This window comes from Streptomyces sp. NPDC015220, from assembly GCF_043079345.1.
Classification (GTDB): Bacteria; Actinomycetota; Actinomycetes; order Streptomycetales; family Streptomycetaceae; genus Streptomyces.
The window spans coordinates 238,305-256,287 of record NZ_JBIBUK010000008.1 but is presented as its reverse complement, the minus strand read 5'-3'; the positions used below and the strand labels follow the sequence as shown (position 1 = coordinate 256,287).

Below are 17,983 nucleotides of genomic sequence, written 5' to 3'. Positions count from 1 at the left end.
TCTGGAAGCGTAAGGGATATGGGTGACGGCTGATCAGGTTTTGAACGAAGTCATTTGAAAACTCAGTGAGTTGACGCGAAACGACGGGTCCCGGTCGCACAAGGGGACCTCTGCGGTCGCGCCGCGAGACATGGACGCCCCACGTACCCGCAGACATGGACGCCCCACGTACCCGCCGACCACGGCCTCCCGGCCTCGTACGAAGCCAGGAGGCCGACGCGCGTGAACGGCCCCGCATGAGGCCGGCCGACCGACGCGCGTGCGCCGTCGACGACGAGCGGACCCGGCCGGACCCGGTTACGCTGGCGGGATCTCCGGCGCGGAACGGGCACTCGGCCGGCGCGAGCGGCTCGGCCACTCGCCAGTGCGAGCGGAGCGGCCGAGGACGCCCGCGCCTCCCGCCGGGACCGCGACCAGCCGGCCCGAGGAGAGACCGACATGTCCACCGCCGAACCGACCGTGGCCGGCCTCAGCGTCCCGGACACCAGGATCGCCCGCGCGGCCACCGAACTCATCCGGGACACCACGTCCGACCTGGTCTACCACCACTCGCGCCGGGTTTTCTGGTTCGGCGGCATGCAGGGCCGCAACCGGGGGCTGAGCTTCGATCCGGAACTCCTCTACGTCGGCGCGATGTTCCACGACGTCGGTCTGGGGGAGGCGTTCCGCACCAGCGGCCGCCGCTTCGAGGTGGACGGCGCGGACGAGGCGCGCCGCTTCCTGCGCGGCCACGGCGTCCCGGAGGACAGCGTCCGGCGCGTCTGGACCGCCATCGCCCTGCACACCACCCCGGGCATCCCCGAGTTCATGGAACCGGAGGTCGCCCTCGTCACCGCAGGCGTCGAGTACGACGTCCTCGGCATCGGGTACGACGACATCAGCGAGGCCGACCGGGCGGAGATCACCCGGCTGCACCCGCGCCCGGACTTCAAGAAGAACATCCTGCGGGCCTTCACCGAGGGCATCGCCCCCCGCCCGGAGACGACCTTCGGCAACGTCAAGGCCGACGTGCTCGAACGTTTCTCCCCGGGATACCGCCGGGAGAACTTCGTCGACGTCATCGAGAACTCCCCCTGGCCGCAATGACCACGTCAGCGGCCTGATCCGAACGGATCGAAAGAGCCCGCCCGCCGATCGAGCCCGCGGCCAGGGCACTCGCCAGAGGCGTCTCGCCCAGCCCGGCGATGCCGTCGCGCAAGGCGGTCACGAGGAAGGTCGGCGGTTGCTTGAGCAGCCACAGATACGCGTCCGTGAGGTCGGCGAACTCGGCGACCTTCAGCGTGAGCAGGGAGCCGTTCTGCACCGTCTCCGAGACGGTGAACCCTGTCGTCTCGATGCCGTCCGCATCGGGGCCTGCGAGCCGCAGCGCGTCCAGCTGGTCCGGTCCGATGTCGAAGCCGCGCAGGTCCACCGCGTACCGACCCGCCTCTTTGGCGCGGACCGCGCGCCCCACCCGCTGCCAGCGCGGCTGCTTGCCCGAGCCGCCCGTGATCGCCACCAGTTCGCCCAAGGCCGCGGTGATCTCCTCGCGCCATCCCACCCGTCGTCGCCCCCGCTCCCCGTACCGCCGGCAGATCTCGCGCCGACCCTACCCAGCGCGAACTGTCTGTGATCCCCCGGGCACCGTGCGGTACGGAGAATCCGTACCGCACGGACATGCGTGCCGGTGCCACCTCGCGGGCGCGCCCGCCGACCCGTGTCGCGAGCGGCTGGTCTCCGCCCTGCACAGCGGACCCATGGCCGCCTACGCGCAGGGCATGCGCGGCGAGGCCCATGGCCCATGGCGTGTGGAGATCGGCGATGACCCGCGAATGAGCGGATCAGACGCCCGGACCTGGCGGCACACGCGAAGCGCCGACTTGCATAGACTGACCGCGGTCTGGGCCGGCCCGCATGTCAGAGCAGCGGTCGCAGGCCACGCAGGGGGAGGCTTGGCACTGTGGAACCTTTGAGGGACGAGGACCCGAGAGCGATCGGGGGCTTCTCGCTCGTGTGCCGGATCGGGGCTGGCGGCATGGGGCAGGTGTTCCTCGGCGAGTCCGCGGCCGGCCACCAGGCCGCCGTGAAGATCATCAAGCCCTCCGTCCTCGACGAGGACACCCGCGCGCGTTTCCTGTCCGAGGTGGAGAGCCTGCGCACGGTGTACGGGCCGTTCGTCGCGGCCTTCGTCGGAGCCGACGCGGACGCCGACCGGCCCTGGCTCGCCGTGGAGTACGTCCCCGGACCTGACTTGCGCACCTTCGTCACCGAGCACGGCCCCCTCCCGCTCGCCGAGACCGCCAGCCTCGGGGCGCTGCTGGCGGAGGGCCTCGGCACGGTGCACGACGCGGGGCTGCTCCACCGTGATCTCAAGCCGCAGAACATCCTGCTGTCCCGGTACGGCCCCAAGGTGATCGACTTCGGTCTCGCCGTGCTCGCCGAGCGCCGCACCGCCCTGACGGCGACCGGCTTCGTGGTCGGCAGCGTGCTGTGCATGCCGCCGGAGCAGGCCCGCGGCGAGCACCGGCTGGAGCGGTCGGCGGACGTCTACGCGCTGGGCGCGGTGCTGCTGTTCGCCGCGACCGGGCACTACCCGTACGAGGGGCCCTCCTGGCAGGCCGTGGCCCTGAGGATCGAGGACCCCGCGACCCCTCCCGACCTGACGGGCCTCCCCGCTGAGCTCGGGCCCCTGGTCGCTGGCATGCTCGCGCCGGACCCCGACGCCCGGCCGGCTCTGCCCGACGTCACCGAGCGGCTCGTGCGGATCATCCACGACCAAGGCCTGACCGCCCTCCAGGCCAAACGCCGCCTTACCGACCTGACGCCCGAGATCGTCGTGCCCCAGCTTCCCGCACCGGCCTTCGAACCCGAGCCCGGAGTCGACACCCCCGCCTACACGCCCACCGCCGTCGACCCGGCGGCGGTGGAGGACGACGAGCAGGCGGGCGCGGCGGTACCGGCCGGGGCGGGGCAGTCCGCCGACGTCGACGACGAACCCGGCGGGGAATCCGCGAACACCGGTCCCTCCGCCCCGCGGGAGTTCGTCCCCGGGCAGGGCGGGAGCTCGCCCCGAAGCGGCGGGGCCACCGGCGTCCGCCCCGCGGCGCCCCTGCGGATCGCCGAGGAGATCCGCGCCGCGTACGCCCGCGAAGCACGCTTCTGAGCTGCCTGGCTCCGTTCGCGGAAGCCTGTACGGCTCCCTCGGCAGCCGTGACAGACTTGCGGTCGCAGGACCGCACGACGAACGGGAAGACAAAGGGGCCGCAGGTGACCGACCAGGGGGCGACCGATGACGGGACCCGGTTCCCGCCGGGGGCGCAGATCCTCGTCCGGGACGAGGAGTGGCTGGTCCGCAACACCACCACGACCGACCACGACGGGGAGCGGATCGAAGCCGTCGGCGTCTCGGAGTTCGTCCGGGACGAGGAGGCCGTCTTCTTCTCCGGGATCGACACGGTGGAGCTGCTGGACCCGGAGAAGACCCAGCTGGTCCCCGACACCTCCTCGTACTTCCGGCGCAGCCGCCTGTTCCTCGAAGCCGTCCTGCGCAAGACGCCGCTGCCCCAGTCGGAGCGGGGTCTCGCCCTCGCCGACCGCTTCCTGCTGGACCCGCTCGTCTACCAGCAGCGCCCCGCCGAGCTGGCCCTGTCCATGCGCAACCTGCGCCCGCGGGTGCTGATCGCCGACGTCGTCGGGCTCGGCAAGACCCTGGAGATCGGCCTGACCCTCGCCGAGCTCATCCGCCGCGGCCGGGGCGAGCGCATCCTGGTCGTGACCCCGCAGAGCATCCTGGAGCAGTTCCAGCACGAGCTGTGGACCCGTTTCTCGATCCCCCTCGTGCGGCTCGACTCCCTCGGCATCCAGCGCATCCAGCGGGAGATCCCGGCAGGCCGGAACCCGTTCACGCACTACAAACGCGTGATCATTTCCGTGGACACGCTCAAGAACATCGGCCAGTACCGGCACCACCTGGAGCGCATCCGCTGGGACGCCGTCGTCATCGACGAGTCGCACAACCTGATCAACCCGGGCAGCCAGCGCCGCGCCCTCGCCGAGATCCTCGCCCCGCGCACCGACGCCCTGCTGCTCGCCAGCGCCACCCCGCACAACGGCGACAAGCGGTCCTTCGCCGACCTGATCTCGCTGCTCGACCCGGCCGCCATCGCCGACCGCGACCACTACGACCCGGCCGAGGACCTCGGCCACCTCTACATCCGGCGGACCAAGATCAGCCCCGAGGTGCGCGAGGAGATGGGCACCGAGTGGCCCGACCGCGGCCCCACCGTCTCCCTGCACTGCGCCGCCACCGAGGCGGAGGAGCGGGTCTTCGCCGAGCTGGCCGAGCACTGGATCCCCGCCGCGCCGAAGAGCACGGAGTTCGGCACGGCCGGGCAGGACCCCGTCTCGGTCGCCACCGAGCCCGTCTTCGCCTACAACCTGCTCAAGACGTTCCTCTCCTCCCACGTCGCCCTCGCAGAGACGGTCGACAAGCGCGTCGCGGCCCTCGGCGAGCGCGTCCGCAAGTCCGAGGAGAAGGGACTGCGGCCCGACCCGGCCATCGCCCCCGAGCAGGCCGCCCTCGCCCGCCTGCGGGAGATCGTCGCAGGCATGGGCGACGGCACCACCCCCGGCGACTCCGCGAAACTCGACGCGCTCGTCGAGCAGCTGAAGGAGATCGGCGTCGGCCCGAGGTCCACCACCCGGGCCGTGGTCTTCTCCGAACGCGTCCGCACCCTCACCTGGCTGGCCCGGGTCGTCCCCGCCCGGCTGGGCTTCCCGGTCGCGGCCGACGGCACGACGAAGGCCGTCACCGTCATGCACGGCGGCCTCAGCGACGACGAGCAGGCCAAGGTCCTGGAGGCGTTCGGCCTGGCCGACACCCCGGTCCGGCTGCTGTTCACCGGTGACGTCGCCTCCGAGGGCGTCAACCTGCACCGCCAGTGCCACCACCTGATCCACTACGACATCCCGTGGTCGCTGATCCGCATCGAGCAGCGCAACGGCCGTATCGACCGCTACGGGCAGAAGCACGAGCCCCAGTTCCGGGCGCTGATCCTGACCTCGGCCGTCCCCGGCGCCAAGGACGACCGCACGGTCGCCGAGAAGCTGCTCCGCCGCGAGGAGGAGGCCCACAAGCTGGACGGCACGGCGGAAGCCGTGTCCGGTTTCTACCGGGCCGAGGAGGAGGAGCGCCGGCTCATCCGGGAACTGGTCCAGGGCGGCACGGTCGAGGACTTCCTCCAGCCCGGCCCCGAGGACGACAGCGCACTCGCCGACCTGTTCGGCCAGGTGGACACGATCACCGAGCAGGAGCTGCCCGCACGCGCCGAGCTGATCTCCCTCTTCGAGGGCGACACGGCCGCCTTCGTCTCCACCGCCCTCGACGAGGTCTACGAGGAGCGCGCCGCCGACCTGATCGGCCTGTCGTCCGGCGCCGACGCCAAGGGCGGCGCCTGGTTCTCGCTGTCCCCGGCCAAGGCCCCCGACCTGCTTCACCGCCTCAAGGCCCTGCCGCCGTCCTACCTGAGGGAGCAGCGGGTCGCCGAGCGGATGCTGGTCACCTTCGACCGCGCCCTCGCGCAGCGCAAGCTCACCGAGGCCAGGGACAGCAGCACCACCATGTGGCCGGAGGTGTCCTTCCTCACCGACATCCACCCGGTGGTGGAGTGGCTGACGGACAAGGTCCTCGTCGAGTTCGGCCGGCAGGAGGCCCCGGTCATCACCACCCCGCACGTCGACGGACCGGTCTTCCTCGTCCAGGGCATCCACTCCAACGCCCTCGGCCGCCCCACCGTGGTGCGCTGGATGGCGGTGACCGGGCTCGCGGCCGACGGCTCCACGACACCCGAGGTGCGCCCCATGGCGGACGCGCTGCGCGACGCGAAGGTCGGCCCGAGGCTCGCCCGCACCGGCGGGCCGGGCGACCTGGACCGGCTCCAGGCCCTCGTCCCGGCCGCCGTCGCCGCCGCCCGCGCCCACCTCGACGCGGGCAGGGCCGCCTGGGAGGAGCAGATCAGCGAGCCCCTCGCCGGCTACCGCGCGCACGTGGCCCAGTGGCGTGCCGACTCCCTGCTGCCCGGCGTCACCGGCCGCCGCGAACGCCTCGTCGAGGAGACCGCCGACGAGCTGGCCCGGCTGCTGGACCAGCTGCACACCACCGGCCGCCCGCTGCTGCGGGTCCTGGCCGTCCTCGACCGCCCCGGCGCCCCGGACGCCCCCGGCGCCGAGGACGACGACTCCTCGGGCGGGACCTTCGCATCCGACGCCCACCCGTCCGACGCCCAGGCGGAGAACTGACGTGACGTACGACTCGCTGGTCAACCACGGCGACTACCTCTCGGCCCACTACCTCGCCGAAGTCCTCCCCAAGGACCTCAAGGCTAAGGACGGCCTCCTCGCCCGCTGGGCCGCCTTCGAGGAGCGGGAACGCCGCCGGCACGCCGACGCGGTCGCCGAGGCGAAGCGCCAGGGTCTCGACCCCGGTTCCGTCCCCCCGCGCGCCCGTACCCCCCGCGAGGGGCTGCGCGCCCTGCACGGCCCCTACTTCGCGGGCCGCGCCGCCCTCGCGGCGGACGCGGCGGCGCTCGCCGAACCCGGCGCGCCCGAACCCGAGGGCTGGCGCAAGCGGGTCACCGAGAGCCACCTGGACACCCTGCACGCCCTCGGCTACACCGACGCCCACGAGCAGACCGTCACCGTCCACCGCGCCGACCACGCCCACACCCTCCAGGTCCTGCACGCCGAACCCGGCCTGTACGCCGTCTCCTGCGGCTGGACCACCGACCCGGACGCCGCCCTCGACCCGGACGACGCCGGCCGCCTGCTCCACCCCGTCGACCTGGAGGCCTCGGCGACCCTGGAGGACGCCAAGGCCCTCACCGACTTCCTCTTCGCCTGCGACGCGCCCCCGCGCCACGTCCTGCTGCTCGTCGGCGGCGTGATCGTCCTCGCCGACCGCCTCGCCTGGCCCGAGGGCCGCTACCTGGCCGCCGACCTCGACGCGGCCCTCAACCGCCGCGACGACCGCCACGGCGGCGAACTCGACACGCTGGCCGCCCTGTTCGGCGCGGACTCGCTGCGCGTCCCGGCCGAGGGCGGCACCGCACCCCTCGCCGGCTTCCTCGACAGGTCCGGCAAGCACGCCGTCGGCGTCTCCACCGAACTGCGCGAGGGCCTGCGCCTGAGCGTCGAGTGGATCGCGGGCGCGGTCCTGAAGCGCCTGCGCGACCCCGAGAACAACGTCTCTCCGGCCGACCTCGACGACCCGGCCCGCCTGGCCAAGGAACTCAGCCGCGAGGCGCTGCGCTACCTCTACCGCATCCTGTTCCTCCTCTACGCCGAGGCCAGCCCCGCCCTCGGCATCCTGCCCTCCGACTACCCCGAGTACGAGCAGGGCTACGGCCTCCAGCGCCTCGGCGACCTCGTCCTGCGCGACCTCGTCGGCGAGCGCTCCCGGCGCGGCTTCCACCTGTACGAGTCGCTGGAGCTGCTCTTCGACAAGGTCGAGCACGGCCACCGCCGCTACGGCACCGAGCCCGAGGACCTGGCCGCCGAGGCCGCGGCCCGCGAGGCCGCCGAGGCGGAGCGGGAGGCCGACGAACTGCTCGCGAGAGGCGTGATCACCCGCGCCGAGCACACCGAGCGGGTCCGCGAGGCCGACCGCGCCCGCCGCGCCGCCGCCCGCAGCACCAGCGCGGGCCTGCGCTTCGAGGCGCTGCGCTCGGAGCTGTTCACCAAGGAGGCCGTCCGCCTCATCTCCGACGACCAGATCGAGAACCCGCTGTACCGGGGCGACGAGGAAGACAAGCGCCGCCCGTTCCTGGACACCCGGCTGCGCAACGAGACCCTGCACAAGGTGCTGCGCCGCCTGATGCTCACCCAGGGCCGGGGCCGGGAGCGCGGCGGGTTCATCTCCTACGCCCAGCTCGGCATCAACCAGCTCGGCGCGGTGTACGAGGGCCTGATGTCCTACACCGGCTCCATCGCCGAGGAGGACCTGTACGAGGTCGCCAAGGGCGGCGACCCCTCGGGCGGAAGCTGGACCATCCCCGCCTCACGGGTCCAGGACTACGAGGACGGCGTCTTCGTCACCCGGACCGACGAGGAGACCGGCCGCCGGGAGCGGGTGGTCCACCCGAAGGGCACGTTCGTCTACCGCCTGGCCGGCCGCGACCGCCAGACCTCCGCCTCCTACTACACCCCGAAGGCCCTCACCGAGGTCACCGTCGAACTGGCCCTCAAGCACCGCCTCGACCAGAACGGCACCACCACCCCGGCCAAGGAACTGCTGGAGTGGAAGATCTGCGAACCGGCCCTCGGCTCGGGCGCGTTCCTCAACGAGGCCATCGACCAGGTCGCCGCCGAGTACCTGCGGCGACGCGAACGCGAGCTGGGCCGCCGGGTGGACCCCGAGCTGCGGCAGATCGAGCTCCAGAAGACCAAGGCGTACATCGCCCTGCACAACGCCTACGGTGTCGACCTCAACGCCACGGCGGTGGAGCTGGCCGAGGTCTCCCTCTGGCTGAACTCCATGCACCCGGGCATGCGGGCCCCCTGGTTCGGCCTGCACCTGCGGCGCGGCAACTCCCTGATCGGCGCGGGCCGCAAGGTCTACGAGGCGGACGTCCTCACGGACGGCGGGTGGCTGGCGAAGAAGAACACCCTCCCGCCGACCGACCTGCCCTTCCGCGACGGCCCGCTGCCCGAGGGCGCGGTGCACCAGTTCCTGCTGCCCGCCATCGGCTGGGGCGCGGTCGCGGGGGAGCCTGAGGCGAAGAAACTCGCCGAAGACCAGGCGAAGGCGCTCGGGAAGTGGCGTAAGGGCGTGCAGAGGGCGCCGAAGGGGCCGAAGCCGTTCCAGGAGCGCGGGGAGGAGACCGCCGAGGCCCGGCAGAAGCGCTACGACCGGTGGCTCAAGGCGGCGGAGAAGACCGAGGTGGGGCGGTTGCAGGGCGTGGCCCGTCGCGCCGAGTTCCTGTGGTCGCTGGTCGCCACCCGCCTCGAACTCTCCGAGCGGGCGGTGTCGCGTCGCGTCGACGTCTGGGGTGCGGACTGGCTGGAGCAGTCCTCGGAGTTTTCGGAGGCGGACGACAAACAGAAGGTCCTCGACGACCTGACCCGCGAGGGTACGCCGTACTGGCGGCTGAAGACCGTGATGAACGCGTGGTGCGCGCTGTGGTTCTGGCCGCTGGACAAGGTCGGGGAACTCGACGGTACCGATCCGGTGTACGGGACGGGCGGCGCGCTCGTCGATGAGTCGTCGGTGGTGGGGCTGCTGGGCGGGGGGCGCGCGGTGGTCGCCACGGAGGCGACGGCGGAGCCGGTGGAGCCGGCCGGCCCCGCTCCCGGTGACCAACTGTGGAGTGCGGCCGGGCTGTTCGACGATCTGGACGGCGAGCAGGGCGAGTTGGGTTCGGCGGATGAAGAAGCTGGCCTGGAGACTCGCCGTAAGCGTGGTATGGCGGGCCGCGAGGCCCGAATCACCGACCCGCGCCGGCCGTGCATCCCCTTGCAGAACGTGGGGGACTGGCTGGACTTCCTGGAGGCCCTGCTCGGCACTAGGGACCCGGAGGGGTCGCCCCTTGAAGGCATCGAGGACATGCCAGTTGACAGGGCACTGGAGTTCCTGTCAGACATCGAGGTACGCCTCGACGGCATCCTCGGCATGGACGCGCCCAGCCGCCTACCGTTCCGTTTCCCCTGGCTGAACACGGTCGAGGACATTGCCGGCACGACGGAGAAGGACATAAAGGCGGAGGACGGCCACGGCTTCTTCCACTGGGAACTGCACTTCGCGCATGTGTTCCGGGGTCCGGGGGGCGGGTTCGACCTCCAGGTGGGGAATCCGCCTTGGGTGCGGCCGGACTGGGACGAGGCCAGGGTTTTGGCTGAGTTCGATCCGTGGTTCAAGCTGAGCGAGAAGCCATCGGCCGATCGTTGGCGAGAACACAAGGACGCTGTGCTGGCAGATACCGAGCAACATAGGTCGTATTTCGCTGAACTCGCTGCGACCGTCGGAATGGCCCAGTTCCTCAGTGACCCGACGACATACACGCTTATCTCCGGCACAAGGCCAGATCTCTATCGGGCCTTTATGTGCCAAGTTTGGCGCCACTTTGGGGTATACGGAGCGGCAGGGCTTGTACACCCAGACACGCACTTTAGCGGCGTTAAAGAAGGTCCACTGCGTGAAGCCGCCTACCGGCACCTCCGGGTACACGGTCATTTCTCGAATCGACGAGGTGTATTCTCGGAGATTCACGCGAACACGGAGTTCGGTGTTCATGTTTACGGCGAGGCAGGACCGATCAGTTTTACGCATCTTAGCTGGCTTTTCGATCCATCGACTTTGCGAAACTCATTTACGCACGATGGCCAAGGTGAGGTCCCAGGCATTAAGTCGGCTGGTCAATGGGAGCTACGCCCGCATCGGGCGCGACTGATTGAGGTGGATGCGGGATTGCTTGCGCAGTGGCATCGACTCGCCGGCGAAACAACTAGCCCCCCTACCCAGGCCGCGCTGCTGTACCCGGTTACGGTAGATGAGCAGGGCGCTATCACGGTGCTCGCTGATGTAGAAGATCGGCTCGGGGCGCACGAGCCCCGAATTACCATCGGTATGTTCGAGAATCTAGCTACAAAGAAACTGGGGCTTTATCGATGGGACACCATGAAACCGGAATCACTCGACGAAGTGATCTTGCAAGGGCCGCATCTGGGTGTGGCCACGTCAGTCTTCAATAAGCAACCAAATCGAATCTGTAAGACAAATCGTGATTGGTCTAGCTGGAATCTTCCGGCGCTCGCGGTAGATGAGGTTCCGCGCACAAACTACGTGCGTGACTGTGATCGTGACAAGTTCAAGAGTGTTCAGGATCGGTGGCTCGATCACGAACGCCTGAAGTCGCCATGGACCCCTTCTCCTGGAGTGTGGGATGATCGTTTCAATGTGCTCAGCAATGACGAACTAGAGCTCTCGGAAGACAAACAAAGAGATCTGCTGCGGCGTAGACTGTGGCTTCTCCGTCCGTATACAGAGTTCTATCGGCTGGCGTGGCGAAGAATGATCCCGTTTGACACGGAGAGAAGCCTGTTCGCTGCTTTGATTCCACCGGGTCCGAGTCATGTGCATACCATCGAGTCAATGGCGTTGGTGAGCAATCTGCATACGTCGCTTAATGCCGGTTTCTGGGCTTCCTTGCCGCTGGACTATTTGTTGCGGATTACCGGACGCTCGGACCTGCAAGTGGCGGAGGCAAAGAAGATGCCGTTTGCTGATCCTAGTCACCCGCTGGCTGGACCGCTCTTGCTGCGTACTCTGCGCCTCAATTGCCTATCCGAAGAATATGCTTCTGTGTGGCAAGAACTGTATGATGACGCTTGGCGTCGTGAGGAGGAGTGGGCGGTACCTTGGCCTGGAGTATCACCCCTTGCGGCGCACTTGGAGAAGTCCTGGAAACGCGGCACCCCACTCCGCACAGAGTTTGAGCGCCGTGCGGCCCTCGTTGAGATCGATGCGCTAGTGGCCGTGTGGCTTGGCATGACCGAAAGTCAATTGTTGGCAATTTACCGATCGCGTTTTCCGATCCTCGCTGACTATGAACAAGAGATTTGGTTCGACTCCTCTGGTCGTAGAATTGCACGCAGCCATCATGTCTTCGGTTTCGGTCAGACTAAGCAAGATTATACGGAGCTGCTGGCTTATGAGGCGGGTGAACTTCCTAATCCACCGGAAGGATACGTGGCACCGTTCTACAAAGCAGAGCGGGAGCGTGAAATGCGCGCAGCTTATGCGTTTTTCGTGAGTCGGCTAGATGATTCGCGATAGCACTTTCGAGGCCACCTCGGTCGACTAGCAGGCATGGCACGCTGAAGGGTCTGCTAATGTTAGGTGTTCCGTACCAGCAATGGCCGGTACGGAACACGATGCCCTGCACGCCTGCTGAAAGATCACGAGGGATGAATCGTTGTTATGGCGAATACCAGTGATCCGACGGCAGCGGCAACCATGATGGGCTGGGTCAGCTTCTCGTGAGAGTGGGTGACGTACCCAGCGGCGATGGCGCAAACTAATATGAGCGCGAACGTTTTTGTGTCCAAAGTGACTTCCGGTAGAGTTCGTCGAGTCTCAAGGGATACGCCCTGGTGGAATCAGGGAGAGTCAGAGTGGCGAAGTTCCTGCAGGGCGACTCCTTTATCGGTGCGCCAGGCGGACCATCCATTTACAGCAACCCCCGCTGCGGCTGAGCAGGCGCCCGAGGGGGTGTCGTGCACTGTGCCGTCATCGAGACGGAGCTTTCCGTCGGCTGTCACGAACGCGGTATGTTCCTGGCCCAAATTGCGGCGGCGCCAGGTTAGAGCCTGGCCGACCATCAGCCGTCCGTCTGCAAGTAGAGGAGTAAGGGCAGCCTTTCGGGTTCGGTCGGCAGGAGTTGTGGACGCTCCTCGGTCCAGTCCGAGCAGTCGTCGGAGCACGGTGTTAGGGGTGTCGACAAGCGGTTTCGCCTCCCGGGCCAGCCGTGCGTACACCTCGTCATCAACGTCAATCGAGTGGGTGGGCATGAACCCGCCTTTCGGTCGCCTAGTCAGACAATACGACGTCCAGGCTCAGACGTCCAGGTCTCCAGGTGGTGAACTCGTGCCCTACGCCTACGACTTGGACGACACAGAGCGGGGGTGTAGCCCGAGCGCACCAGCGCCCCGCATCGAACGCATTCGATGCGGGGCGCTGGTGTCTGCGCGAAGGTCAGTCCTGCGCGGCGTAGCTGATGAAGTCGCTCCACACGGTGGGGGAGAGGGCGAGCTCGGGGCTCTGCTGGTCCTTGGAGTCCCGAACGTGAATCGCCTGCGTGCTAGCCGCGACCTCGACGCAGTCGTCGCCTTGCGAGCCGCTGTAGCTGCTCTTGAACCAGGCCAGGTCGGACGTGCTCATAGCGCTCCTCGCAATCGCTTCAGCAGGCCCAGGGAGTCCTCGGGGGTCATGGCCTGCGAGCGCAGTTTCGCATACCGCTGCTGGAGCAGGCTGATCTCTTTCCGGTCGGCGATAAGCCGTCCGTTCTGTTGCCCCTCGGAGTAGGCGAACCACTGGTTGTCCGGTGCCTCGGCCAGTCGCACCGGCCCGTCCAACCCCGCATGCGACGGCCTCCGCAGCGGCATCACCTGAAACTCCACGTTCCAGTTCCGCTCGATCAACTCCAGTAGGTGGTCGAAGAGTTCCCGCGTCACCTCCTCCCCGCCCGTCCACCGCTCCAGAACCGCCTGCTCCACGATGAAGCTGAACGCCGTCGGCGGTTTCCGCGTGACCGCCAGCAGTTCCTGTCGTGCCAGCCGCGCCGCGATCCGCTGCTCCAACTCCTCCGGGTCGGGCAGTGGCGGCACGTCCAGGGACACCGCCCGCGCGTACGCCTCGGTCTGCAACAGGCCCGGCACGACCCGGCACTCGTACGTGTACAGGCTGATCGCCGTCGCCTCCAGCCGAGCCCACTGCCGGAACCAACTCGCCAGTCCCGCCTGTCGTGTCAGCGTCGGCGCGGCCCTCCGCAGTGCCCCCGTGTTGCCGAGCGCCGCCTCCCCCCGCTCCACGAAGTCCCGGTCGGGCATCCTGCGGCCCTGCTCCACCGAGGCGACCGTGTGCTTCGAGTAGCGGACCAGGGCGGCGAACTCCTCACGGCTCAGGCCCGCGTGCTCCCGCAGGGCCTGGACGACCGCGCCGAACGTGCGCAGACTGTCCGACGTCCCCGGTTCCGCGCGGCCCGACCCCGTGCCGCCGTCCGTGCTCTCGTAGGCCACCGCCGGCCACCTCCCGTGCCACCCACCGCCGTACCGCTTCCAACTGCGACCATGGTTACTCAACGTGATGCATACTGTCCACCGAATGTGTGCGTACGCTGACCCAACGTATGCAGCACCACGCTGGTGAATCCGCTCGTTCTGGCACCACAGTGGGAATATGACACCACCGTCCACCCCTGCGACCCGTCAAGGCCTCGTTACCGTACGTGTGTTCACTCAGCGGTTCAGCTCCACCCCGCGCGGCGCCCGCCTCGCCCGCCGGCTCGTGCTGCACCAACTCGACGCCTGGGGCGTGCCGCACGGCAGCGAGGCGCCCGACACCGCCGCCCTGCTTGTCGCTGAGCTCGCCGCCAACGCCGTCACGCACGGCCGCGTCCCCGGCCGGGACTTCGAGGTCACTCTCAAGCTCCTCGGCCGTACCCTGAGCATCGAGGTCTCCGACACCCGGGGAGAGCTGCGGCCCCCGGCCCCGGAGCGCCCCGCCCCGCGCTCGGGCCGCTCACGGAGACCGGTCGGGGCTTGCTCCTGGTGGAGGCGCTCGCCGACCGGTGGGAGGTCCTGGACCGCGTTCCCGTCGGCAAGACGGTCGTCGCCGAGCTGGACCTGCGGCGCTGACCGTGCGGGTGGCCCCGGACGGTCGCGCTGACAGGCCGTCACGCCGCCTATAGGCTGGCCCGGACACGGCACCGGGCGGAGTCGAACGGCGAGGGCGACGGGGAGCATGGCGGACCTGGAGGACAGCGGCGGCGGCCCGGGGACCGGGGGGAGCCGGCCGGCGGGACCCAGGGGGTACGTCGTACCGGAGGACGTCGACGGCGGGCCGGACGCGCTCTTCCTGCCGCTGGGGCCGGCCCTGGAGATCGGGTCCGACGGTCGGCCGACCGGCGTCGAGCTGGAACTCCCCTCCGACGAGGAGGACGAGGCCTACAGCGACGCCGACGGCATCTCCGCCCCGTTCCGGCCCGACAGCATCAGGATCCACACCGAGACCACCACCGTGGACCTGTTGCTGTCCCGGCTGCGGGAGGGCATGATCGACCTCGCGCCGGACTTCCAGCGCCGGGCCGGGATCTGGAGCGACCGCGCGCAGAGCCGCCTGATCGAGTCGCTGCTGCTGCGCATCCCGATCTCGAACTTCCACATGGCCCAGGACGACGAGGACAAGTGGGCCGTGGTGGACGGCGTCCAGCGGCTCACCGCGATCGCCCGGTTCATGGAGCCCAAGCTCACCGGCCTCGGCCCGCTGACCCTCCGGGGCCTGGACTACCTCTGGAACTTCGACGGCAGCACGTACCAGGATCTGACCGGGCGGCTGAAGATCCGGCTGCGCGAGACCCAGCTCACCGTCCACATCATGCAGCAGGGCACCCCGGAGGCCGTCAAGCACAACGTGTTCTCCCGGATCAACACCACCGGCATGCCGCTGACCCAGCAGGAGCTGCGGCACGCGCTGGTGCGTGGGCCGGTCCGGGAGTTCCTCGCGGACCTCGCCGAGGACCCGTCGTTCGGCGAGGCCACCCGGTGGAGCGTGTCCAACGAGCGGATGGCCGACCGGGAGATGGTGCTGCGCTTCCTCGCGTTCCGCCTGAGCAATCCGGCCGAGCACACCGAGAAGGACTTCGACGGCTTCCTGACCGCCGCGATGTACCGGGTCAACAGCCTCGCCGAGGAGCGGCGGGCGCAGCTCACACGGGAGTTCCGGGTGGCCATGCGGTGCGCGAAGGAGCTGTTCGGCGAGCACGCCTTCCGCAAGTGGCACGGCGGGGAACGCAGTTCCCCGGTCATCAACAAGGCGCTCTTCGAGACGATCTCCGTCCATCTCGCGCTTCTCGACGATCACGAGCGGGACAGACTGGTAGCGTCTCCGGCCAGGGTGCACGACGGGTTCTTCGCGCTCATGGACGACTGGGACTTCGACCGGTCGATCTCCATCGGCACCGGGACGCCGGCGAAGATCCGCACGAGATTCCAGTACGTGGCACGGTTGTTCCGAGGGGTGGCTGAACAGTGATCGACCGTCTGACGCTGCACAACTTCAAGGCGTTCCAGCACCTGGAGTTACCGCTCGGCCCCCTCACCCTCCTCACTGGCCTCAACTCGTCCGGCAAGAGCAGCGTCCTCCAGGCCCTCGCCCTCCTGCGCCAGTCGTACGAGGCGGGCGACCTCGGTGCGGCGCGACTTCTGCCCGAGGCGAAACGGGTTGGACTCCGGCACGGCGTCGGCAACCAGGGCTTCCTGCTCAACGGCGAACTCGTCGCCCTCGGTACCGGAGTGGACGTCCTCCACGAGGACTTCACGGAGGACGAGCCCCGCATCGGCTTCGCCGTCGACGAGGGCCCGCGCCGCTACGGCTGGATCGTCGAGTACGAACCCGAACAAAACCTGCTGCCCCTTCTCGACGTGGACCTGCCGCTCACCTCCGAGGGGTCCGCTGCACCCACCGGGCCCGAGGCCGTGGCCCCGTCGTTCCTCACCGCCCCCTTCCAGTACCTGCACGCCGACCGCATCTCGCCCGCAGAGTTCTACCCGCGCGACCACCACGCGGCCATCGGCCGGGGCTTCCTCGGTGTACGTGGCGAACACACCGTCAACTACCTACGTCACCACGCCGACGACACGGTCCCAGCAGGCCTGTTGCACCACAAGCGGGCCGCGTCTGACCTGCTGCGCGACCAGGCCGCCGCCTGGATGGGCGACCTGTGTCCCGGAGTGGACATCAGGGCCGAGGCCATCGAAGGCACCGACGCCGTACGCCTGTCGTACGGATTCCAGGGCACGCTCGGCGCCACCCGGCGCCGCCGGCCCAGCCACGTCGGCTTCGGTCTCACCTACGTCCTGCCGGTCGTCGTCGCCTGCCTCACCGCACGGCCCGGCTCCCTGGTCCTCTTGGAGAACCCGGAGGCGCACCTCCACCCGCACGGGCAGACGCAGATGGCGGCGCTCTGCGCGGCCGCCGCCGCCCAGGGCGCCCAGGTGATCATGGAGACGCACAGCGACCACGTCATCAACGGCGTGCGGCTCGCCGTCAAGGATGGACGCCTGAGTCCCGGGCGGGCGGTGTTCCACTACTTCCGCGGCGACGGCACCGGCGTGGAGGTCGTCAGCCCGCGGGTCGACGCGGACGGCATGCTCGACCAGTGGCCCACCGGGTTCTTCGACGAGCTGGAGAACACGCTCGAACAGCTTCTTGACTGAAACCGCCGGGGGAGGCGGGGAAGCGCACACTTTGTCACGGAGGGGGAGACGTGCCGCAGCTTTTCCTGAATCAGAAGTCCTGCGAGACGACGGCTGATCCGGAAAGGGTCAACCGCGCCATGACCGAACTGGCAAAGGCCATCATCGCCGTCGCCAAGGAGGACCGGAGTACGGAACTTGTCATGCGGGAGTCCCTGACTGCCTTGCACCTGGCACAGGGGCACCACGTGAGCAAATGGGCGGGAACACCCAGCGCCAAGGGCGGCCTGTGGGCGTACCTGCTCAAGATGCAGACGAAGTACCCCCACCAGAAGGTGTTTCCCGACGGTGAGACGTTCTCCGACGTCACGCATCACCATGAGGGTGAGCCCGTGCCAGAGCTGGGCTATGCCCATCTGATGGATGGTGTCGGCATCTCCCTTTTGCTGGACAACCGTTGGGGTGCCGACCGGCTCACCCTTGTCCAGGAGCAGCTGGTGGGCGGCGAGGACGTCGACGTCGTGAGTACCGAGATCGAGATCCGGCACGTGGCATCCCGGGAACATGTGGACGCGCACCGCCCATGGATCCGGGAACAGGCCGAAGCCGCGCTGCGTGGCGACCTGAGCGCCGTACGGACAGGGGCCGAGCTGTGGGAGCGGCGAGAGACCTTCTTCCCGCATCTGCGGTTCCTGCCCGACGTGGAGGCACAGTTGCGCGGCCTGAAGCGGGTTTGGGTCCCGCCGGTACGCAAGCGGCTCGCCGAGATGGAGCATGCCATCGTCACCTGGGACCCGGAGGCCCGGCGGGACGGACCGCAGTGGGGGTCCTACGTGACGCCGGAACATGAGGGCCGCAAAGAGGAGTTCTGCGTGTTCATCGACCTGGACGGGGAGCCACAGTACTTCGACACTCACCTGCGCTTCACACCGGGCGCGGGGAGGCTTCACTTCCGCTTCATGGAGGCGACCGGACGGGCCCACGTCGCGCACATCGGGGACAAGCTCGACGACTGACCCGCGCCCCGCTCCACCTTCAT

At 68.9% G+C, this 17,983-nt stretch carries 11 protein-coding genes and 1 pseudogene; 8 read left to right on the top strand and 4 right to left on the bottom strand.

Features of this window, described 5'->3' with window-relative positions; all coding sequences use genetic code 11:
* The first annotated feature begins 438 nt into the window (after positions 1-438).
* Positions 439-1,086, top strand: coding sequence for an HD domain-containing protein (locus tag ACF061_RS19220; protein ID WP_392268077.1), 648 nt, complete (start codon positions 439-441; stop codon positions 1,084-1,086).
* Here the strand turns inward: ACF061_RS19220 and ACF061_RS19215 are convergent.
* The gene (locus ACF061_RS19215; RefSeq protein WP_392268076.1) at positions 1,058-1,510 is read right to left on the bottom strand and encodes a hypothetical protein; all 453 of its coding nucleotides are present in this window, start codon (positions 1,508-1,510) and stop codon (positions 1,058-1,060) included. The two genes, ACF061_RS19220 and ACF061_RS19215, sit on opposite strands and share 29 nt — an antisense overlap.
* A gap of 504 nt (positions 1,511-2,014) precedes the next feature.
* On the opposite strand from ACF061_RS19215, the gene ACF061_RS19210 reads away from it, so the two are divergent.
* The 3 genes from ACF061_RS19210 (at position 2,015) to ACF061_RS19200 (ending at position 11,806) form a co-directional block, all read left to right on the top strand.
* Positions 2,015-3,142, top strand: coding sequence for a serine/threonine-protein kinase (locus tag ACF061_RS19210; protein ID WP_392268075.1), 1,128 nt, complete (start codon positions 2,015-2,017; stop codon positions 3,140-3,142).
* A gap of 104 nt (positions 3,143-3,246) precedes the next feature.
* Complete coding sequence (locus ACF061_RS19205; protein WP_392268074.1) at positions 3,247-6,276, top strand: SNF2-related protein; 3,030 nt, start codon at positions 3,247-3,249, stop codon at positions 6,274-6,276.
* A gap of 1 nt (position 6,277) precedes the next feature.
* Positions 6,278-11,806, top strand: a complete 5,529-nt coding sequence (locus ACF061_RS19200; protein ID WP_392268073.1) for a class I SAM-dependent DNA methyltransferase — start codon at positions 6,278-6,280, stop codon at positions 11,804-11,806.
* 323 nt (positions 11,807-12,129) lie between these two features.
* On the opposite strand, the gene ACF061_RS19195 is transcribed toward ACF061_RS19200, so the two are convergent.
* The 3 genes from ACF061_RS19195 to ACF061_RS19185 form a co-directional block, all read right to left on the bottom strand.
* Positions 12,130-12,540: a hypothetical protein gene (locus ACF061_RS19195; RefSeq protein WP_392268072.1), complete on the bottom strand. Its 411-nt coding sequence runs from the start codon at positions 12,538-12,540 to the stop codon at positions 12,130-12,132.
* 184 nt (positions 12,541-12,724) lie between these two features.
* Positions 12,725-12,910, bottom strand: coding sequence for a DUF397 domain-containing protein (locus ACF061_RS19190; protein ID WP_392268071.1), 186 nt, complete (start codon positions 12,908-12,910; stop codon positions 12,725-12,727).
* Entirely contained in the window at positions 12,907-13,767 is an 861-nt protein-coding gene (locus ACF061_RS19185) for a Scr1 family TA system antitoxin-like transcriptional regulator (protein WP_392268070.1), read from the bottom strand. Before ACF061_RS19185 ends, ACF061_RS19190 begins: the two co-directional genes overlap by 4 nt.
* 160 nt (positions 13,768-13,927) lie before the next feature.
* Between ACF061_RS19185 and ACF061_RS19180 the strand changes: the two are divergent.
* From ACF061_RS19180 to ACF061_RS19165, 4 genes and pseudogenes are all read left to right on the top strand, one after another.
* A pseudogene (locus ACF061_RS19180) lies at positions 13,928-14,385 on the top strand (ATP-binding protein).
* 106 nt (positions 14,386-14,491) lie between these two features.
* The gene (locus ACF061_RS19175) at positions 14,492-15,781 is read left to right on the top strand and encodes a DUF262 domain-containing protein (protein WP_392268069.1); all 1,290 of its coding nucleotides are present in this window, start codon (positions 14,492-14,494) and stop codon (positions 15,779-15,781) included.
* Entirely contained in the window at positions 15,778-16,965 is a 1,188-nt protein-coding gene (locus ACF061_RS19170) for a DUF3696 domain-containing protein (protein ID WP_392268068.1), read from the top strand. The genes ACF061_RS19175 and ACF061_RS19170 overlap by 4 nt, the downstream gene beginning before the upstream one ends.
* A 50-nt stretch (positions 16,966-17,015) precedes the next feature.
* Positions 17,016-17,960, top strand: coding sequence for a hypothetical protein (locus tag ACF061_RS19165; RefSeq protein WP_392268067.1), 945 nt, complete (start codon positions 17,016-17,018; stop codon positions 17,958-17,960).
* The last annotated feature ends 23 nt before the right edge of the window (positions 17,961-17,983 follow it).